Genomic DNA, 21358 nt, shown 5'->3' with positions numbered 1-21358 from the left:
ACTGCTAAAAAATTAATTTATTTTGTCTGTCTTCAGTTTTTAGAGGAATGTATTGTGCGTTTAAAAATCGCGAAAGAAAGCTTACTGAATGTTCTGTCACATGTCGTAGGAGCGGTTGAGCGTCGCCATACCTTAAATATTTTATCCAATGTCAAAGTACAGGTTACTGAGCAAGCATTGACCATTACAGGTTCTGACCTAGAAGTGGAACTGGTTGCGAGTACACCGCTGGCAGATGGCGCATGTTTACAAGCAGGGGTGACGACAGTTCCTGCGCGTAAACTGATGGATATCTGTAAATCATTGCCTTCAGCGGCATTGATTGATTTGCAAATCACTGAAGATCAGCGCTGTATTTTAAAATCTGGAAACAGTCGTTTTGTATTGGGTACTTTGCCTGCAGAAGACTATCCATTATTAACCACTGAAAATACTCAAGGCACTCAAGTCGGTGTGACTCAACGTGAGTTAAAGCGTTTATTTGAAAAAACGTCTTTTGCTATGGCGGTTCAAGATGTGCGTTTCTATTTGACGGGTACTTTACTTGAAATTGATGAAAATCAATTGCGTGCAGTAACGACCGATGGTCACCGTTTGGCGATGTGTGAAACAGCGGCAAGCTCGAATGCGACACAAGCAATGCAAGCAATTGTTCCACGTAAAGCCGTAGGTGAATTGCAGCGTCTATTGAGTGTTGAAGACGAGCAATTATCGTTGTTAATTGGTCGTGAATTATTAAATGTAACAATTACCATTGCCAGCCGAGATAAAGAGCAGGGTGATATTACCGTACGTTTCACCACAAAATTGATTGATGGTAAATTCCCTGACTACCGCCGTGTGATTCCACGTGGTGGCGATAAAAACGTGCGCATTGCACATGATGTATTTAAACAATCACTACAACGTGTAGCGATTTTAAGTAATGAAAAATTGCGTGGCGTCTTCTTGAAGTTTGATGCGGACACCTTACAACTTCGTGCCAATAACCCTGAGCAAGATGAAGCGATCGAAGATCTCGCGATTCAATATGCTGATGCACCGATGGAAATGTCATTCAATGCACAGTACTTATTGGAAGTTCTGAATGTATTGGATGGTGATGATGTTGCAATGACCATGACAGAAGCCAACCAGTCTGTATTGGTACAAGATCCACAGCAACAAGATCAAACCTATGTTGTGATGCCAATGCGTGTTTAATTCGGACTGACGTCTCAATTATTATGCATATCACGCGTTTACATGTAGAACGTGTTCGAAATTTAAAGACGGTTGCACTCTCTGGGTTGCAGCCGTTTAATGTCTTTTATGGGCAAAATGGTTCAGGTAAAACTTCTGTATTAGAAGCAGTACATTTGCTGGCAACTGGACGTTCTTTTCGAACCCATATTCCGAAAAACTATATTCAAAATAATAGCCCTGACGCTGTCGTCTTTGCGCAGTCTGCAACAGACCGCATTGGTATGCAAAAAATGCAGTCGGGCGAGCAAGTGATTAAAGTCAATGGCGACCTAGTGGGGACACAAGGGCAGTTGGCTAAGATTTTACCGCTACAACTCATCGATCCACAAAGTACCGATATTATTGATCATGGTGCGAAGCCACGACGTCAACTTTTAGATTGGTTGATGTTCCACGTGGAACCGGAGTTTTACCATACATGGCAATATTATGCACGGGCATTAAAACAGCGGAATAGTTTGCTGAAATCACGACGTCATTTGAGTTTGTCTGACTTAGAACCGTGGAACAAAATGCTCAGTGACTATGGTGAGATCTTGCATAGTCTGCGCAGTAATGTGGTGGAACAGTGGATTCGATATTTTCAACAAGATCTAGAAGCCTTATTGCCTGATTTAACAGTGACACTGGAATACAATGCAGGCTTTCATGCCGAAACAGGGCTGTTGAATGATCTGACCAATCAGCATTTTAAAGACTGCGAGCGTGGCTATACTGAATATGGTCCGCACCGTGCAGATTTAAGGTTAAAAACCGCTATGGGGGATGCTGATGTTGTGCTCTCTCGTGGGCAAAAAAAGTTATTGATCATGGCGTTAAAACTGTCACAGATTGCAATGCTACATGCTTGTAATAAGGAAACTGTGGTATTATTAGATGATCTGACAGCAGAATTAGATTTAACCGCACAACAGCGTTTAATTGAGCGTTTAAGCCATCTTGGTAGTCAAGTTTTTATTACCACTTTAGACCATGATTCAGTGCAAAAACACTTACATGATTTATCTATTTCTTATCAATTATTCAAAGTTGAAAATGGTACGGTGCAGGCTGTTGTGCAATGAAATACCACCTTTGGATAGACCTATTTTTCACTAGGGAGAAACCATGAGTTCAGAAGATCAAGCTGCTTCTCAAACAGAACAAACCATAGAAAAAGCTTATGATTCCTCTAGCATCAAAGTATTACGTGGTCTAGACGCTGTACGTAAGCGTCCGGGCATGTATATTGGTGATACTGACGATGGTACTGGCCTACACCACATGGTGTTTGAAGTTGTCGATAACTCAATTGATGAAGCGTTGGCAGGTCATTGTGACGAAATTCAAGTCACCATTCATGAAGATGAATCTGTAAGCGTATCGGATAACGGTCGTGGTATTCCTACCGACATTCACCCAGAAGAAGGTGTTTCTGCAGCAGAAGTGATTTTAACGATTCTGCATGCGGGCGGTAAATTTGATGATAACAGCTATAAAGTTTCAGGCGGTCTACATGGTGTAGGCGTATCCGTGGTGAATGCGCTTTCAAGCAAGCTCGAATTAACTATTCATCGTGCGGGTCAAATCCACCAGCAAGAATATAAACACGGTGATTCCGTGTATCCATTAAAGGTGGTGGGTGAGACAGATCGTACAGGTACACGTATACGTTTCTGGCCAAGTGCTGAAACCTTCAGTCAAACGATTTTTAATGTCGATATTTTGGCGCGTCGTTTACGTGAATTATCGTTCCTGAATGCAGGTGTACGAATTGTGCTACGTGACGAACGTATCAATTTAGAGCACGTTTATGACTATGAAGGTGGTTTGTCTGAGTTTGTAAAATATATTAACCAAGGCAAAACCCATCTGAATGATATCTTCCACTTTACTACTCAAGCCGATAATGGCATTGGTGTAGAAGTTGCATTGCAGTGGAATGATTCTTATCAGGAAAATGTTCGTTGCTTTACCAATAACATTCCACAAAAAGATGGTGGTACGCATTTAGCGGGTTTCCGTGCTGCATTAACTCGTGGCTTAAACAGCTACATGGAAAGCGAAAACTTACTCAAAAAAGAGAAAGTGGCGGTTTCTGGTGATGATGCACGTGAAGGTTTAACTGCAATTGTTTCGGTGAAAGTGCCGGATCCAAAATTCTCTTCGCAAACCAAAGAAAAATTGGTGTCGAGCGAAGTGAAAACTGCGGTTGAGCAAGCAATGAATAAATCGTTCTCTGAATATCTTTTAGAGAACCCCCAAGCCGCTAAATCGATTGCAGGCAAAATTATTGATGCAGCCCGTGCGCGTGATGCAGCGCGTAAAGCACGTGAAATGACTCGTCGTAAGAGTGCGCTTGATATTGCAGGCCTGCCAGGTAAATTGGCCGATTGTCAGGAAAAAGATCCTGCGTTGTCTGAACTTTACTTAGTCGAAGGTGACTCTGCGGGTGGTTCTGCAAAACAGGGCCGTAACCGTAAGATGCAAGCGATTTTGCCGCTGAAAGGTAAAATCCTCAACGTGGAACGTGCACGTTTTGACAAGATGATTTCTTCTCAAGAAGTGGGAACACTGATTACCGCTTTAGGTTGTGGTATTGGCCGTGAGGAATATAACCCAGATAAACTGCGTTATCACAAAATCATCATCATGACCGATGCCGACGTCGATGGTTCGCACATTCGTACGCTACTGTTGACTTTCTTCTTCCGTCAAATGCCAGAACTTGTGGAACGTGGATATATTTATATTGCACAGCCACCGTTGTATAAGCTGAAAAAAGGCAAGCAAGAACAGTACATCAAAGATAATGATGCGCTTGAGACTTACCTGATTTCAAATGCAATTGATGAGCTTGAATTACACATCAGTGCAGAAGCGCCAGCCATTCGTGGTGAGGCTTTAGCGGGTGTGATTGCGGATTATCAAACCTCTCAAAAGAGCTTACATCGTCTGACTGTACGTTATCCTGCAAGTGTGTTGGATGGCTTATTGGCAGTAGAAGGCTTTAAGTTAGATCAAGCAAATAACCAAGACTATGTACAGACTTGGGGTGAGCAACTACGTGCCAATATTGAGAAAACTCAACCTAGCCTACGTCCTGAATTAAGCTTAGAAACTTTTGAGCATGAAGATACTGAAGGCAATAAGTCAGCGACCTATTTCCCGCGTATTACCATCTATGTTCATAATTTACCGCACCAATACTTGTTAGATTCAGGTCTATTGGGTTCAGGTGAATATGCGCGTTTACTCAAAAATTCGAAGAGTTGGTTCACCTTATTGGAAGAAGGTGCTTACCTACAAAAAGGCGAGCGCAAAATTCCAGTGAGCAGCTTCCATCAGGTTTGGCAAAACATCTTACAAGACTCACGCCGTGGCATGATGATTCAGCGCTATAAAGGTTTGGGTGAGATGAATGCTGAACAGCTTTGGGAAACTACAATGGATCCTGAGAACCGTAACATGCTGCAAGTAACGGTACAGGATGCGATTGAAGCTGATCGTATGTTCTCTTGCTTGATGGGTGATGATGTGGAACCACGTCGTGCCTTCATTGAAGAAAATGCGTTAAATGCGGATATTGATGCCTAAATTCTGATTACAGAATCATTCAAAAAAGCACTCTTGGGAGTGCTTTTTTTTATGCTATCTTAAATAAAATTGAATATTAAATCGCCAATTTGTGTTTTATAAAATTGACTTATTCTGATGCTAAGCTCAAATCAAATTGAACTTAGCAGCTAAAAATAAGAGGTCTATATATGATGGACAATCAACTTGAACACATTCGTGACATCTGGGTAAATGCATTTTTTACCGGAAATTATACTGTTTTAGCCGAATACGAAGATGAGCACTTTAAGGTGGTTTATGAGCAAGACGGGCGCGTCGAAAGTAATTATGTCCGCTATGAACGTATTGCACATGCAGTGAAAAATGGGGTTTGGAAACCACAAAAACCAGACGTAGAATTTGAAGATTATGAGTTTAATCGTGACCAAACTGAGTGCAAAATTTTAATTGGTTTAGCTGAAACACAGCAGCAAATACAGGAAATCTGGCATTTTGATCAGACCTGGAAAATACAAGAATTACGTTTTTTAAAGGCAAAAAAAGCCCATCCTTCTGCCTTATCTTAAACAATAAAAAGTTTAAATTGATGTCGTGAATGGAGATAAAATGCATCCATCTTGCAAATGTGGATAAGTTTTGTGAATTTTCACATTTAATAGTGTTCAACATCAAAGTCATTTATAATTGTGGATAACATCATTTAAAAATATTTATCCATAAAAAAGGTGGTTCGATATTTTGAATTTAAAAAATAAAAAATGAATTTAAAAATGGCTTTTGTGGATAACTGTGGTAATGAGTTTGATGTGAAGTATATTTTTTGAATTCATTTACAAAATTAGGGTAAAAGCGATCGCTGAATTTTTAGATTCTTTACGAATAGAAATGCTTTAACAATGTAATAACCAGTTGGATATGAACATTCGATTTTTTAAATATTTTTTAGATTTATAGTGTGATTATTATTGTGAAGTATAAATAAAAAATCGCCGTGGAACATTTAAATTTCACGGCGATTGATTTTTTGAGCTTAAGTTAGGTTTTCTTAATAATGAAAATCTAGGGTTTTGACTTTTAAATTAAGCCTCAAAACTACTTTCCATTTCTTCTAATTCCATCATTAATTCAAGCATTTGCTCTTCGACAGATTCAAGTTTGGCTTTTAATTCTGTTTGCTCATTCATCAGTTTGAGTAAGTCATCTTTTCGACTGGCTTCATATAAAGCACTGTCTGCTAATAATTCCTCGATTTTGTTTAAGCGTGGCTGAATTTTGCTGATTTGCGCTTCATTTTTTTCAATGTTTTTACGAATCGGGCGGGTCAATTCACGCTGACGTGCAGCTTCTTTGCGCTGCGCTTCTTTATCGACTTTGGAAATCGTCGGTTTAGTTTCAACTTGAGATTTGATGGGAGTAGGGGCTTGTTGGCTATTTTTCATCATGTCAATCCGTGCTTGACGCAGCCAATCGGCATAAGCCACGAGGTCGCCATCAAATTCGCGACATTTCCCATGATGTACCAACAATAATTCGTCACAAACGCTGGCAATCAATTGACGTTCATGCGAAACCAAAACCACAGCGCCTTCAAAATCTTGTAATGCCATAGTTAGGGCATGACGCATATCAAGGTCTAAATGGTTGGTCGGTTCATCTAGAATTAAAACATTGGGGCGCTGCCAAACAATCAAAGCCAAAGCTAATCGTGCTCGTTCACCGCCTGAAAAGCCTTCACTTGGTGTATCCATGCGTTCGCCACTAAAACCAAAGCTGCCTAAAAATGAACGTAATGCAGCTTCACTGATTTTTTTGTCAGCGATTCGAGATAATTGCAACATCGGGCTGGCATTGCCATCTAAAGCATCCATTTGATGCTGCGCAAAATAGCCAATATTCAACAGTTCAGAAGCTTTGCGCGTCCCTTGTAATAAGGGAAGGTCTCCAACCAAGGATTTAATTAAGGTTGATTTACCTGCACCATTCATTCCCAGTAAACCAATGCGACTGTTTGGGGTAATCTGTAAATTCACATTGGTGGCAATCAGTTTGTCACCATAGCCAATATTGACATGTTCCATTTGCAGCAGCGGTGAGCTCATTTTGGTTGGCTCACGGAAACTAAAGGTAAATGGTGTATCGACATGCGCGGCAGAAAGTTCCTGCATGCGTTCTAATTGTTTAATACGGCTTTGAGCCTGTTTGGCTTTGGTGGCTTTGGCTTTAAAACGGTCAATAAATTTTTGGAGATGCGCACGGGTTTCAAGCTGCTTTTCATAGGCTTGTTGTTGTTGTGCCAAGCGCTCAGAGCGTGTGCGTTCAAAGGTCGAATAGTTGCCGGTGTAAAGTGTCAGCTCTTGATTTTCGATATGTAAAATATGATCAGTCACCGCATCTAAGAAATCACGGTCATGTGAAATCAAGATTAGTGTACCTTCGTAAGCTTTTAACCAATCTTCTAACCACAAAATCGCATCTAAGTCTAAGTGGTTGGTTGGTTCATCGAGTAATAATAGGTCGGAACGACTCATCAGGGTACGCGCAAGGTTTAAACGCATACGCCAACCACCTGAAAAGCTTGAAACATTGAGCTGGGATTGATGTTCAAAAAATCCCAGGCCAGCCATCAATTGTGAGGCTTTAGATGGTGCTGTATAGCCATGGATTTCATCAAATCGGCCATATAAGTGTGCCAATGCTTCATTGTCTAATTGTTCTGGATGTTCAAGTTTATGTTGTATTTCCCAATATTCTTCATCGCCTGATAGAACGAAATCAATCGCTTTCATATCGAGTGCTTTGATTTCTTGTGCCATATGCGCGACGGTCCATACCGCAGGACGAGTCAATGAGCCGCCATCAGATTCCATTCCACCTAAAAGCGCAGAAAAAAGAGTCGATTTACCCGCACCATTTACACCGGTTAAGCCGATTTTCCAGCCTGGATGCAATTGCATAGATGCTTTTTGAAATAAAACACGCCCACCGCGACGAATGGAAAGTTGGTCTAACTGAATCATGGAACTAACTAAACAAGAAGAATGTGGGGCTATTCTAATGGATGGCTTTGCAAAAGAAAAAACAAAGCATCGCAACCATCTGAAAAAATGTGACAGATTCCACGTATTTAGGTATATTGAACTGGCTATAGTATTAAAAAAATATTTCAAGTTGTTGTTTTAAATGGATTAATAAAACATATTGGGAATATAAGAAATGAGAAAAGGAATTTTAATTTTATCGCTTCTTTCAGGTGTGATGTCTGCACAAAGCTATGCCAATCAGAAGGTTTGTGTGTTCGATTTACTTGGAAAAGCGGGGGAATCTTATAAGCTGATGGAAGAGTGGTCTCTGGCCAGTAAGGCATGGGGAGCACAAGTTCAACTGATTTCATATCAAGATGAATCCAAAGTCGATAAAGATTTTAAAGAAGGGAAATGTGACGCATTTTATATGACCTCGATGCGGGCACGTGCGTATAACAAATTTGCCGGTTCGATTGATGCCATTGGTGGTGTACCGAACAATACCATCGCGCAAAAAGCCATTACCTATGTCTTAGATAAACGGAACAGTAAACGACTGATTAGCAATCTAGGCAAAGATAGTTATGAAGTGGCAGGGATCGGGCAAATTGGTTCAGCCTACATTTTTGTCCGTGATCGCAATATCAATAATTTAGAAAAAGCTGAAGGTAAAAAATTTGCCATTTTGCATTATGATTATGCGCAAAAAGTGATGGTCGACCGTGTTGGCGCTGTGCCAGTGATGTCAGAAATTTCTAATTTTATTCGCAAGTTTAATCAGGCCGAAGTTGAAATTGTTGCTGCGCCAGCTTATGCCTTTAAGCCACTCGAAATTTCAAAAGGCTTAGGCACTACCGGGGCGATGGTGAATTTTCCTGTGGTGAATGTCACGGCAGACCTGATTATTCGTAATAATAAATTCCCAGAAGGTTTTGCTGAACCTTCTCGGCAATGGTTTGTTAAGCAATTACCAAAAAGTTTTGCCATGGTAAAACGCATGGAAGCTGAAATTCCTGCCAAATATAAGATGAATCTCAGCAAAGATGATCAGTTGAAGTATCAGAAAATATTGCGTGAAGGACGGATGGATTTAACCAAACAAGGGATCTATGACTCCACCATGATGACGGTACTAAAAAAAGCCCGTTGTACGATTGAGCGAACCAATTTTGAGTGTTCAGTGGCGGGTGAATAAGCTTTTTTCTGTATTTCTTTGTAAATTTTGATGCAATCGCTGTAAATGTAAAAAGCCATTTTTGCAAATATAAGATGATGATTATATTTATAATTTTACTTTATATAAAAAGTGATATGCATCACAGAAAAACAGAATATGCCAAAATGACATAAATAAATGGAGTAAATGCTCTATTTTTTTTAATTTAACTTGCTTAATATCGGGCTTGTGTAAGGACACCTCTGAACCATAAAAAGATTTGAAAGGAAAATAGAATGAAAAAAACGCTCCTATCATTGGCTACGTTTGCTGCAATTGGCTTTGCTGGTTCAGCTCAGGCAGCAAAAGTAGATATCTGTGTATTTGACTTACTGGGTAAGTCAGGCGAGTCATATCAAATGGCTCAGGAATGGGCGCTTGCAGCAAAAGGCTGGGGTGCTGAAATTAACTTAATTCCGCGTCAAGACGAAGCAGTAGCCGACAATGACTTTAAAGCAGGTAAATGTGACGGCGTATTTATGACGGCGATGCGTGCCCGTCAGTACAATAAATTTGCAGGCTCTATTGATGCGCTGGGTGGCGCACCGAGCAATGCGATTGCGCAACGTGCGATTACCTTTGCATTAGACCAACGTAATGCTGCAAAAATGGTCAGCAATCTAGGTGGTAAGAAATATGAAGTGGCGGGTATTGCCCCACTGGGTTCAGCATTCATCTTTGTCAAAGACAAGAAAATTGACTCAATTGAAAAAGCAGCAGGTAAAAAGTTTGCAGTATTAGGCTATGACGAAGCACAAAAAATTATGGTGCAACGTGTCGGCGCTCAAGCTGTGATTTCAGATGTATCTAACTTTGTGGCTAAGTTTAATAATGGTCAGGTCGATATGGTGGGTGCGCCTGCATATGCCTACAAACCATTAGAGATCTATAAAGGTTTAGGTACCAATGGTGCGATGTTTAACTTCCCAGTTCTACAAGTGACTGCGGACTTTATTATTCGTCCTGATCAGTTCCCAGCTGGCTTTGGTCAAAAATCACGTGATTGGTTTGTGAAACACTTACCGAAGAGTATCGCGATGATTAACCGTCTAGAAGCAGGTATTCCTGCGAAATATAAACTTAACCTAAGTGCAGAAGATAAAACCAAATATCAAAAATTACTGCGTGAAGGTCGTATGGATATGACGAAACGTGGCATTTATGATGCGGGCATGATGTCAGTATTGAAAAAGGCACGTTGCTCTGTCGATAAAGCCAATTTTGAATGTTCACTTGGCGGCGAATAAGCTGATATTTAAAGAAAAAAGCCTGGATTTATCCAGGCATTTTTTTGCAAATTTATAGGTCATTCTCGCCATTGAGTGAGCAAAATATTCAGGTAATCTAAATTAAAATCGTGGGCTGTGAGTCAATAGAATCGAACTCAGCATGACCCAAAATTCAAAAAATGGTTAAAAACAAAAACAGTAAAAAAACAAGGAAAGTCAGTATGAAACAATGGACAAAGGCATTGAGCGTTGCTGCTGCATTAATGGCGGTAAATGGCGTAGCTCAAGCGAAGCAAGTGGTATGTGTATTTGATTTGGTTGGTAAAAATGGTGATGTTTTTACCCTGATGAAAGATTATCAATTGGCGGCAAAAAACTGGGGCGCAGACATTGAGCTCCGCGTAGGTCAAAATGAAGCGGTGATTGCAGAAGATTTTAAAGCTGGTAAATGTGATGGGATCAGTGTTACTGGTATGCGTGGTCGCCAATTCAATAATTTTACCGGTTCTTTAGATGCCATTGGTGCGATTCCAGATTTGAAATTGGCCGTAAAAGTTATGCAAGGTCTTGCAAGTCCAACATTTGCTAAGAGCATGGTCAATAGTAAATATGAAGTGGCAGGTGTGATACCTGTTGGTGATGCCTATCTGTTAGTGAATGACCGAAGTATTAATACTGTCGCTAAAGCCGCAGGTAAAAAAATTGCGGTGCTTGACTATGATGAAGCACAGAAAATTATGGTGCAGCAGGTCGGAGCTCAAGCAGTCAGTGCTGATGTAACCAATTTTGGCGCCAAATTTAACAATGGTCAGGTAGATATAATTGGGGCACCTGCTGCGGTGTTCAAACCATTGGAATTACATAAAGGTTTAGGCAGCAAAGGCGCAATCGTCAATTATCCAATTTTACAAGTGACGGGAAATATCATTATTCGCCCAGATAAATTCCCTGCAGGTTATGGACAAAAATCACGTGATTGGGTCAAAATACAATTACCTCGTGCATTTACCATTTTAGGAAAAATGAAATCGGAAATTCCAGCCAAATATTGGATGGATGTTCCAACTGCAGACAAAGCTGGTTATCAAAAAATGATGCGTGAAGCGCGTATTGATTTGACTAAACGTGGTATCTACGACAAGCGAATGATGAAACTATTATGGCAATTCCGCTGTAAACAAGATCCGAAAAACTTCGAATGCGCATTACAGGAAGAAAACTATAAATAAGTTTTAAATGAATCTTGAGGAAAATACTCTGATTTAACTTTAAACTGTGAAGACTGACCATATATTGAGTATGTTATACTTGAAATATGGTCTTTTCTTTTTAAAGACACCCCAATGACTCAGAGGAATCCATCATGAATGCTCAAGCACTTGTGCTGACTGACAATGCTGCCAATAAAGTACGCCAATTGCGTGAGAGTGAAGGTAATCAAGACCTTATGTTACGTGTATATGTGACTGGTGGTGGTTGTTCAGGTTTCTCATATGGGTTTAATTTTGCTGAAAGCCAAAACGAAGATGATGCTGAATTCATCAATGGTGATGTGAAGATGTTGGTTGATTCACTGAGCTATCAATATTTAGTTGGTTCAACAGTCGACTATATTGAAGGTCTTGAAGGTTCTCGATTTGTGGTTCAAAACCCGAATGCGACAACCACGTGTGGATGTGGATCTTCATTCTCGATCTAATCGCGATGATGAATTGAGCCATAAAAAAGCCCTCATTTAGAGGGCTTTTTTAATGTTTAAAATCGATATTAGGCTTCAAATTTTAGTGCTTCTAATAGATCTAAAATTACGGTAGTCACGTCTTGAGTCAATTGATAATTATTAAAAATTTCATATGCCGTAATGGTGACATCGGTATCACTCGGAAGCAGGCGTTGTTCTTCTTCGATGAGGTCACGGATCGGCAATAGGGTTTGTTTGACCTGTAAATGCAAGACATCTTTAAACTCAAGATTTTCGTCTTCGAGCTCAATTAATTGCTCATTAAAAAAGGGTAAAAGTACCGCATGGAGATAAGGTTGAATGTCTGTAATATCAAAAATCTCAATATCACGGGTTTGTTCAATCGTGCTGATGTGGTCATTCACTTCAATTAAGATATGGTAGTAACTCACATTGCTCTCCACGTAAGATGTCATTGATATAAGGGAATTATTGCAAATCAACAATAACATGAAATGCTAATTATTGTTGGTGAATCCTATAATATCCTTATAGATTGTATGGTTTTTTTTGCTCAGGGTGTTCTAACGATAATATAGTAAGCCTTGGTCTGCTGGCATCAGTTTAAAGTTTTCTAATTGTTGCGCGCCTAAGATTGGGTACATTAATGCAACAGGGTCATTATGGTGAGATAAGCCGAGAGCATGTCCGAGTTCGTGGGCAAGGGTAAGGCGTAAATCATCTTCGGCATCAAATTGATAAATCTGAATCTGATCGCCCATAAAGACACCTTTATGAAACTCTCGAGCAGGAAAGCGCTGACTGGCTTGTATCACGCCTGCATTATATTGATCGATTTGCTGGTTATAGCTTAAGACTTGTTGGTTAAATTGATCATTTTGCTGATTAAATCGATCTATTTCTTGGTCTAATTGCATCGCTTGTGCTTTAACTTGCTCAAGTTCTCTTTCAACGCGTTGCATATTGGGGCCTTGTGCATGCTCTATTCGGCTCCAATTCATACGTTCTTGCGACAGCTGTGCGATTTCCGCACGAATCATGGCTTGTTTTGATCGGAGCTGTTGCTCATTCATCTCCAGACCTTTTCTCGAATTTGCTAAGTTCTCGGCATATAAATCATTACGGGCTTTATCTGCGGCTAAGGTCTTTTGGACTTGCTTATAGGCATTGTATTGTTCTTGGCGATCATCATAAATTAGATGGATCGCCAGTTGTGCATTTGGGTCATAGATAAATAACGGTTTGAGTGTCCCTTTATGCCATATCTCTGCGGCTTCTTGGCTAAGTTGAATGACTTGTTGCTGGCTTAATCCAAAACGCGGATCGACATCAGCAACCCGATAACGCAGTCGGATATCGAGAGGGTGTAAAAGTCGATCTGAAATTGAATTAAATTTCAGTTGGGGATGCTGCTTGGTTTGATAGATCCACCAAGTACTCAAAACGATGACAACAATAATTAAAATCAAACGCATAGCGTCGCAAAACTTGATTATTTTGCATTAATTTAACTGAAATTTAGTGCTATGCAAATCTAAGTTTAGACAGATTGGCAGTCGAGAAGAATGTGGCTGTTTGAGCTTAAGCGTGTTATTTGAATATTGCCTGATGCAGACAAAATCATCCACAAAAAAAACCGCGCTTTCGCGCGGTCTTTTTGAGCTTTGAAAAACTCAGTTAAAGCGACAAATTATTTTTTGTCATCTTTTACTTCAGTGAACTCAGCATCTACAACGCCGTCATCTGCTTTTTGAGCTTGACCTTCAGCGCCTTGGAAAGCGTTAGGATCAAAACCTTCAGCACCGCCTTGACCTTGTGCAGCTTCATAAGCACGTTGAGTGATCGGCATAATGATGTTTTGAAGTGCTTCAGTTTTCGCTTTGATTGCATCTACATCGTTTTCTTTAGTCGCTGCTTCGAGCTCAGCTACAGCAGCATCGATTGCAGATTTCTCATCAGCAGTTACCTGTTCACCAAGATCTTTTACTGCTTTTTGAGCAGAAGAAACAAGTGCATCAGCTTCGTTACGTGCTTTCGCTAATTCTTCAAATTTACGATCTTCTTCAGCATTCGCTTCGGCATCTTTGATCATCGCTTCAATTTCAGCATCGCTCAAACCAGAGTTAGCTTTAATTTGAATTGATTGCTCTTTACCTGTGCTCTTATCTTTTGCAGATACTTTCAAGATACCATCAGCGTTGATGTCAAATGATACTTCAATTTGTGGTACACCACGTGGAGCAGGTGGAATATCGCCCAATTGGAAGTTACCCAACAATTTGTTTTGTTGAGCCATTTTACGTTCACCTTGGTAAACTGAAATGTCTACAGCTGGTTGGTTGTCTGCAGCAGTTGAGAACACTTGAGATTTCTTCGCAGGAATCGTCGTGTTTTTCTCAATGATCGCTGTTAACACGCCACCCATTGTTTCAATACCAAGTGTAAGCGGAGTTACGTCAAGAAGAAGTACGTCAGTTTTATCACCTGAAAGTACTGCACCTTGAATCGCAGCACCCATCGCTACAGCTTCATCTGGGTTCACGTCTTTACGTGGCTCACGGCCGAAGAACTCTTGTACTTTTTGTTGTACAAGTGGCATACGAGACTGACCACCCACCAAGATTACGTCAGAGATGTCAGAGGTTGAAAGACCTGCATCTTTAAGTGCAATCTTACATGGTTCAATTGTACGAGCAACCAATTCAGCAACTAAACCTTCAAGTTTAGAGCGAGTCACGTTGATCACTAAGTGTTTAGGACCAGTCGCATCTGCTGTGATGTATGGAAGGTTGATTTCTGTTGCATTCGAAGAAGAAAGCTCGATTTTTGCTTTTTCAGCAGCTTCTTTTAAACGTTGAAGTGCAAGCGGATCTTGTTTCAAGTTTACGCTTTGTTCTTTCTTGAACTCTTCAACCAAGTATTCAATTAATGCATTATCGAAGTCTTCACCACCAAGGAATGTATCACCGTTTGTAGACAACACTTCGATTTGTTGGTCGCCATCAAGGTCAGCGATTTCAATGATTGATACGTCGAAAGTACCACCACCTAAGTCGTAAACCGCAACTTTACGGTCGCCTTCTTTTTTGTCCATACCGAACGCAAGTGCAGCAGCTGTTGGTTCGTTGATGATACGTTTAACATCTAAACCAGCAATTTTACCTGCATCTTTAGTCGCTTGACGTTGAGCATCGTTAAAGTACGCAGGAACAGTAATTACCGCTTCAGTTACTGTTTCACCAAGGTAGTCTTCAGCTGTTTTTTTCATCTTTTTCAAGATTTCAGCAGAGATTTGTTGTGGTGCAAGTTTCTTGTCGTTTACATCAACCCAAGCATCGCCATTGTCAGCTTTGATGATTTTGTAAGGTACAAGGCCGATATCTTTTTGCACAGCTTGGTCTTGGTACTTACGACCGATCAAACGTTTGATTGCAAATAATGTGTTTTTAGGGTTAGTCACTGCTTGACGCTTAGCAGATTGACCGACAAGGATCTCGCCATCTTTATACGCAATAATAGATGGGGTTGTACGAGCGCCTTCAGCGTTGTCGATTACTTTTACTTTGTCGCCTTCAAGTACTGCTACGCAAGAGTTTGTAGTACCTAAGTCAATACCAATGATTTTCGCCATTTGGATGTTTCCTCTAAAATTCTTTTACGATGTTTTCGCTTGTTATCCGATATGAGAGCCAATCAAAAATTTTCAAGTAATATTGGTTAAAATTTTTAATTCGTCTCAGAAAATTTGTCTTTATGCACCAACCATAACCATAGCAGGGCGTAATAGGCGACCGTTTAAACTATAGCCTTTTTGCAATACTGTCCCAATTTCATTCGATTTGGCATTTGGATCGATGCCCACAGCCTGATGAAGATCTGCATTGAAACCATTTGCAGTATCCACAGCAACCACACCAAATTTTTCTAAAGTGCTGAGCAATGATTTCAGTGTAAGTTCTACACCTTCAGATAAACCTGATTTTTCATCACCTGCCGCAGCAATCGCGCGTTCAAGGTTATCAACTGACTCAAGCAATTGTTTTGCAAATTTTTCCAGCACAGTATCTTTATGCTTTTCAGATTCGCGTTGAATGCGCTCTACACTTTTTTGCGCTTCATATATGGCATTTGCAGTACGTGCTTTTTCAAGTTTTAAGCTTTCTTCTAAATTGGTGATTTGTGCTTGTAAATCTTCAACTGAAACTTCAGCTTGCTCGTTTTCAGCTTGAGTTTGCTGTTCTGCTTGCTCTTGTTGAAGATCTTGAGCGTCTTGGTTTTGCTCAGTCGCCATTGATTTACTCCGTTTAAATGGGTTCTTAAACATGTTCAGTCCTTATAGCTGTGCGTTCAAACGACATCGATGCGTAACTGCCATGCGTTTTGAATTCATGATTAATAAAAGAAATCGGGGCAGGGGATAAAAATTCAAGCGAAGTCAGCGATTAAATGCAATTTTTTATTCAAATAAATGGTTTTTCAGCCAAATATCGACTGCAAAATTAAATTCTATGAAAATATAAATTATTGATTTGAATGTATAATCATATTTTGATCGGATTTATAGATTTTCATCATAAATTTTAACGGTTTCTCTTTGTGCCTGAAAATTTGCATAATTTATCTATCGGAAGTGACCATATCCACTGGAGAGAGGGATATGGTGACTACCTCTAGATTTTAGAAAAACTTTTCCATGCTGATTTCCCAAGAATCAGCATTTTTTTTGCCTCAAAAAATAGTGGTTAATATTTATACATAAAAACTCTTAGTATCAGTTTTATTAAATATTTCACAAAAAATGATCAGCACAGTATTCTTTGTTACAGATTCTATCGCTGTAGTTTCTTAATTTATTTCAAATGTGTTTTTCATGGCCTGCTTCTCTCATAAGCAGGCTTTTTTTTGCATGAAATTTATAAAAACAGCCACTTAAGTAACTGAGTTGCAAGTTTTGTTGAACTTTGTTGTATTCAAAAGCTGTGATCACGCTTTATTCAAAATCATTTATATTTATTTTTTTAATAAAAAACAAAGCACTTGAGTTAAATAAATGATGTAAAGCCTTAAAATGAAAGAAAACCGCCTAATTAATAAAACATTTCATAAGCTGTACCGTGCCTCGTACAAAGTACAACTCAGAAGGTGGGAACTTCACAGAATTATTTTCCATTATGACTCGGGCAAAGTTGAGCTTTGCTTTTAATGATTCAATGAAGGAAATAATGAAGATGAAAAAAATTGGTTTATTCGCTGTCGCAGTTTTAGGTTTTGGTTTAGCTGCGGTGGGTTGTACTTCTCAAGAAACTGTAGAATCTCCGGAAACTGCACAAGTAACGTCTGCAACTGAAGCATCTGTAACGACAGAGCAATCGGGTGCTGTGGTTCAAGCAGATCCATCAGCTCAAGGTGCTGAAGTTCAATCTGCGCCTGCACCGCAACCTACAGTTCAGCAATAAGATTGTTTAATGCTCTCTGACCTGTAACAACAGGCAGTCAAGAATAGACAGAAGATAGGATGCCTCTTCTGTCTATTTTTTTTCTATTGCTTTTTTTTACCTTTTCTATTTTTAGTGAACGAAAAAAAAGCCCATCATGTAGATGAGCTTTTTACTTTTAACCGATCTGCAAAAACAACAATTAACGGCGATTTTCCCACGCGCGACGACGTTCTTCAGCCGCTTTACGTTGTTGATCTGATGCCTTTCTTAAATCTTGAATATTTTTTTTGCGCTCTTGCTCAATTTGTTTTCTACGATCTTGACTGGCTTTACGGCGCTGTTCTTCTAAACGCTGACGCTCTTTGCTGACTTTTTGACGATCTTGTTCAGCACGTTTACGACGTTCAGCTTCAGAGTATTTACGCTGTTGTTCTAGACGTTGACGTTCGAGTTCGTTTTTACGACGATCCCACTCTTGTTGATTTTTACGATTCTGTTCCCAGTTACGCTGGTCAAGTTGCTGCTTTCTACGTTCGAGCTCTAAACGATTACGTTGTTGTTGCTGACGTTCCCATGTACGGCGGTCTTGTTCATAACGGCTGTCGTAACGGCGATCATAACGATTGTCATAGCGTCGATCATTATGATCATAACGGCGGTCATAACGTTGATCATAACGTCCATCGTAGTAACCATCTTCAGGGAATGCTACGCAGCCTACAGCCAAAAAAGCAGTCGCAAAAGACAGAAGGATGATCTTTTTAGCCATGGTGAGTATCCTTTATCGAGAATGGGTTAGCATAATCAACCCATAAAACTTGGGTAAATTGTCAATGACAACTCTATAAAAGAAGATTAGCTTAACTAGGTTTGTACTATGTATGTCGATGTTGAGACTTATATGTGAATATGGTCACATTTGACCTAGATCATGTAGAAAGTATGAAGAGCATAATTCGAAGGATAGAGCATGTTTGCATTGAATGAATCACTTAAAAATATGAAAGATAAAGGCCAAGGTACGGCTGCTCGGTTACTTGATCGTCTTCCTAACTTTGCCAAAGAAAGCCTCGCAAAACGTCTCGATTATCCGTTTATTTTTCCAGAATTAGATCCGCTGGTGAAATGCATGATGGCGGCTCAACTCAAGCAAGGTAAGTCAGGCTTTGTGACCGAAGACTATGTGAAGTCTCGTAAATTATTTGATTTACAGATGGAGTCGATCAAGACCAAGCCGACCTTTGTGAAACAAGTGCAAGATATACGTCTACCTTTACAAAGTGCTACGCTGTTTGCGCGTCATTATCATCCTGCTCCAAATAAAAAATTACCGATGATCGTCTTCTATCACGGTGGTGGTTTTGTGGTGGGTGGTCTAGACACGCATGATGAAGTTTGTCGTTTATTGGCCGTGCATGCCAAAGCACAAGTTTTAAGTATTGATTATCCACTCACGCCAGAGGCCAGCCCAGCTCAATTAATGCAAAGTTGTGAAGATGCCTTGGCTTGGACTTATCAAAATAGTCGTCAGTTTAAAATTCTAAAAAATCGAATTGCGGTGGCAGGGGATAGTGCAGGCGGCAATATTGCTACCGCAGTTGCGCAGCGCAGTGCTCAGAAAGTTTTTGCCCCGCAAGCTCAGCTATTAATTTATCCTGTGGTGGATTTCAAAAGTCGCCACCCATCTTTCTATGCTTATAAAGATGGTTTGGTTCTGACTGAAAAAGATATTGATGTCGTAACGGCTTTATATGCAGAACAACATGCAGTGGCCTTAGATGATCCATTAATTTCACCAACCTATGGAAAATTGGCAGGTATCGCACCCGCGTATATCGTGACAGCAGGGCATGACGTTTTACATGACGAAGGTGAAATTTATTCGCATAAACTCCGTCAGCAAGGGGTGAAAGTGTTTTATCAAGAATATACCGATCAAACCCATGGTTTTATCAATTTAACCCCGGTTTCGCACCGAGCTAAAAAATACGTGATCGAGATCAGTACGAAGTTCCGTAAATTTTGGGATAAACGTAGCTAATCATTCCTTTATATAAAGTAAACCCAGTGTTTCACGTGAAACACTGGGTTTTTATTTATTGGGTTATTTATCTTGGATTTTTGCAGCAGGAAAAACGAGGCTAAATTCTGGGACATAAAAGCTTTGCAATAATCGTGCTTCAGAAAAATTTGGAAAAATGTCCTGTGTGTTGTGCCATTCTACCTGTTTCAGTTTAGATAGCCGTCCGCGAAACTTTGGTGAAAATTGATAGCGCTTACCTTCCCACGCTTGTCTGATTTGCAACATCGCTGCAGGGATATGATGACTATTAATATAGAAAGAACGCTGTGAACGTGATTTTTTTAAACGGATCTGCATCTTTTGTTGTTCAACTTCTATAGTACAGACCACTTCATTGTCATGTTGTTGCCATTCAAACTTTGCCAACTCTTTAGGAATACCCCAGAGTTTTTGGCCATGAATGACAGAGATATCTGTCGAAACATAAATCTTAGGTATCGAACTTAACCTTTTCTTACTCCATAAAGGGTGATCTAAAATCAGCAATTCGTCATAAGGACCCACAGGCGAATCATGGTATCGGACCAATAACACCTGAACCACACGACCCAAAGCTGATGTTGCTAAACGGAACATTTGCGCTTGTTGGATAAAGCTCGGAGAGAGCCAATAATTTAAAATAAAAGCATCGCCACGCAGTTGCCAAGGCGGTAAATGTGTCAATGGAGTGTCCGACGGTATTATTTGCGTCATCATTGTTCTCGTTTTAATAATGGCAGAATAATTACTTTTTAATCATCAAAGACTAATATACAGTCAATAACAAGTACGAGATCAATCAGAAGAGTTAGCAAATGTTAAAACAGATTTTATTTACAGCAGCACTTGGCTGTGTGAGCTTAAGCAGTTTTGCTGCCAATACTATTGTCGAAATGAAAACCTCTCAAGGCAATATTGAAATTGAACTATTCAATGACAAGGCACCTATCTCAGCAAAAAACTTTGAAAGCTATGCAAAAGAAAAATTTTATAACGGTACAATCTTTCATCGCGTGATTCCTGGATTTATGGTTCAGGGTGGGGGCATGGATGTCAAAATGCAGGAGAAGCCAACAAAAGCGGCGATTAAGAATGAATCAAGTAATGGCTTGAGCAATAAACGCGGCACATTGGCAATGGCACGGATGAATCATCCTGATTCAGCAAGTAGTCAGTTCTTTATTAATGTTGCAGACAATGACTTTCTCAATAAAAGTGCAATGAATGCGGGATATGCTGTTTTTGGTAAGGTCACTAAAGGTATGGACATCGTCGATAAAATCGTAAAAGTTCAAACTGCGAACTATGGAATGCATCAGAATGTCCCTGTAAACCCAGTAGTTATACAGAGTGTGGTGATTAAAGCAGCACCTGTAAAAAACTAAGCGCACAAAATAGGAAAAATATTTTACATGATATTTGTAATAAATATCATGTATTTATGAGTGTAAAGTGTGTTTTTTGAATCATAATGGTGCATAAAAATAAAACACTCGTGTTCTTTGTGAGTGAAAAGCACTTGCGCGTGTAAGAAATTGCCCTATAATGAGCACCATACCGACGAGATAGACGGAAACGAACGAAACGCGAAGCGTTGAGTTGTTAAGTTTATCGAAGTCCAGCTTCTAGCATTGACGAGATGTTAGAAAGATCATTAAGAGATTATGAAGAACAACTTGTGTGGATTTTTACTGATTGATTGATCGAAATTATTTTCATTGATTGATGGTAGAAATTACTCGAAGTTTATTTGAGCAAATTTTTGTCAGTAATTGATGAGCCAAGATTGGTACACTATATGTACTATTGATTTTAAACTGAAGAGTTTGATCATGGCTCAGATTGAACGCTGGCGGCAGGCTTAACACATGCAAGTCGAGCGGGA

General features: G+C 39.8%; 18 protein-coding genes and 1 rRNA gene. 12 read left to right on the top strand and 7 right to left on the bottom strand.

Going from position 1 to position 21358, the window contains the following annotated elements; genetic code table 11:
• Positions 1-54 precede the first annotated feature (54 nt).
• The 4 genes from dnaN (at position 55) to B1201_RS16195 (ending at position 5369) form a co-directional block, all read left to right on the top strand.
• On the top strand, positions 55-1203 hold the full coding sequence (gene dnaN / locus B1201_RS16210) for a DNA polymerase III subunit beta (protein ID WP_078194448.1): 1149 nt from the start codon (positions 55-57) through the stop codon (positions 1201-1203).
• 23 nt (positions 1204-1226) lie between these two features.
• Positions 1227-2309 (top strand): DNA replication/repair protein RecF, encoded by a 1083-nt coding sequence (recF, locus tag B1201_RS16205; RefSeq protein ID WP_078194447.1) that lies wholly within the window; start codon positions 1227-1229, stop codon positions 2307-2309.
• A gap of 43 nt (positions 2310-2352) precedes the next feature.
• Entirely contained in the window at positions 2353-4821 is a 2469-nt protein-coding gene (gene gyrB, locus B1201_RS16200; RefSeq protein WP_078194446.1) for a DNA topoisomerase (ATP-hydrolyzing) subunit B, read from the top strand.
• Between the two features lie 170 nt (positions 4822-4991).
• Positions 4992-5369 carry a hypothetical protein gene (locus B1201_RS16195; RefSeq protein ID WP_078194445.1) on the top strand — a complete coding sequence of 126 codons (378 nt, stop codon included), beginning with the start codon at positions 4992-4994 and terminating at the stop codon, positions 5367-5369.
• Between the two features lie 513 nt (positions 5370-5882).
• Here B1201_RS16195 and B1201_RS16190 read toward each other — a convergent pair.
• Entirely contained in the window at positions 5883-7820 is a 1938-nt protein-coding gene (locus B1201_RS16190; RefSeq protein WP_078194444.1) for an ATP-binding cassette domain-containing protein, read from the bottom strand.
• A 196-nt stretch (positions 7821-8016) separates the two neighbouring features.
• Between B1201_RS16190 and B1201_RS16185 the strand changes: the two genes are divergently transcribed.
• From B1201_RS16185 to erpA, 4 genes are all read left to right on the top strand, one after another.
• Positions 8017-9021, top strand: coding sequence for a putative solute-binding protein (locus B1201_RS16185; RefSeq protein WP_078194443.1), 1005 nt, complete (start codon positions 8017-8019; stop codon positions 9019-9021).
• 257 nt (positions 9022-9278) lie between these two features.
• Positions 9279-10289 carry a putative solute-binding protein gene (locus B1201_RS16180; RefSeq protein WP_078194442.1) on the top strand — a complete coding sequence of 337 codons (1011 nt, stop codon included), beginning with the start codon at positions 9279-9281 and terminating at the stop codon, positions 10287-10289.
• Positions 10290-10492: 203 nt separating this feature from the next.
• Complete coding sequence (locus B1201_RS16175; protein WP_078194441.1) at positions 10493-11500, top strand: putative solute-binding protein; 1008 nt, start codon at positions 10493-10495, stop codon at positions 11498-11500.
• Positions 11501-11634: 134 nt separating this feature from the next.
• Entirely contained in the window at positions 11635-11970 is a 336-nt protein-coding gene (erpA, locus tag B1201_RS16170) for an iron-sulfur cluster insertion protein ErpA (RefSeq protein ID WP_078194440.1), read from the top strand.
• 68 nt (positions 11971-12038) lie between these two features.
• Here the strand turns inward: erpA and B1201_RS16165 are convergent, their stop codons facing one another.
• The 4 genes from B1201_RS16165 to grpE form a co-directional block, all read right to left on the bottom strand.
• Complete coding sequence (locus B1201_RS16165) at positions 12039-12416, bottom strand: hypothetical protein (RefSeq protein ID WP_171263823.1); 378 nt, start codon at positions 12414-12416, stop codon at positions 12039-12041.
• Positions 12417-12536: 120 nt separating this feature from the next.
• A complete protein-coding gene (locus B1201_RS16160; protein WP_078194439.1) occupies positions 12537-13448 on the bottom strand; it encodes a matrixin family metalloprotease in 912 nt (303 codons plus the stop codon).
• Positions 13449-13663: 215 nt separating this feature from the next.
• Complete coding sequence (dnaK, locus tag B1201_RS16155; protein ID WP_078194438.1) at positions 13664-15604, bottom strand: molecular chaperone DnaK; 1941 nt, start codon at positions 15602-15604, stop codon at positions 13664-13666.
• A gap of 120 nt (positions 15605-15724) precedes the next feature.
• Positions 15725-16264 (bottom strand): nucleotide exchange factor GrpE, encoded by a 540-nt coding sequence (gene grpE / locus B1201_RS16150; protein ID WP_078194472.1) that lies wholly within the window; start codon positions 16262-16264, stop codon positions 15725-15727.
• 937 nt (positions 16265-17201) lie between these two features.
• Here grpE and B1201_RS16145 point away from each other — a divergent pair.
• The gene (locus B1201_RS16145; protein WP_228144800.1) at positions 17202-17429 is read left to right on the top strand and encodes a hypothetical protein; all 228 of its coding nucleotides are present in this window, start codon (positions 17202-17204) and stop codon (positions 17427-17429) included.
• Between the two features lie 181 nt (positions 17430-17610).
• Here the strand turns inward: B1201_RS16145 and B1201_RS16140 are convergent, their stop codons facing one another.
• A complete protein-coding gene (locus B1201_RS16140; RefSeq protein WP_078194437.1) occupies positions 17611-18180 on the bottom strand; it encodes a hypothetical protein in 570 nt (189 codons plus the stop codon).
• Between the two features lie 201 nt (positions 18181-18381).
• On the opposite strand from B1201_RS16140, the gene B1201_RS16135 reads away from it, so the two are divergent.
• Entirely contained in the window at positions 18382-19452 is a 1071-nt protein-coding gene (locus tag B1201_RS16135; protein WP_078194436.1) for an alpha/beta hydrolase, read from the top strand.
• A gap of 63 nt (positions 19453-19515) precedes the next feature.
• Here B1201_RS16135 and B1201_RS16130 read toward each other — a convergent pair whose 3' ends face one another.
• The gene (locus B1201_RS16130; RefSeq protein WP_078194435.1) at positions 19516-20187 is read right to left on the bottom strand and encodes an acetoacetate decarboxylase family protein; all 672 of its coding nucleotides are present in this window, start codon (positions 20185-20187) and stop codon (positions 19516-19518) included.
• 101 nt (positions 20188-20288) lie between these two features.
• Here B1201_RS16130 and B1201_RS16125 point away from each other — a divergent pair, with 101 nt between their 5' ends.
• Both B1201_RS16125 and B1201_RS17065 read left to right on the top strand, forming a co-directional pair.
• On the top strand, positions 20289-20858 hold the full coding sequence (locus B1201_RS16125) for a peptidylprolyl isomerase (RefSeq protein ID WP_078194434.1): 570 nt from the start codon (positions 20289-20291) through the stop codon (positions 20856-20858).
• A 429-nt stretch (positions 20859-21287) separates the two neighbouring features.
• A 16S ribosomal RNA gene (locus tag B1201_RS17065) occupies positions 21288-21358 on the top strand; the annotation flags it as partial.

The organism is Acinetobacter sp. ANC 5600 (assembly GCF_002018395.1).
GTDB classification, from domain to species: domain Bacteria; phylum Pseudomonadota; class Gammaproteobacteria; order Pseudomonadales; family Moraxellaceae; genus Acinetobacter; species Acinetobacter amyesii.
Note: the sequence above shows the minus strand (reverse complement) of the source record. Positions and strands in the feature narration are given on the sequence as shown.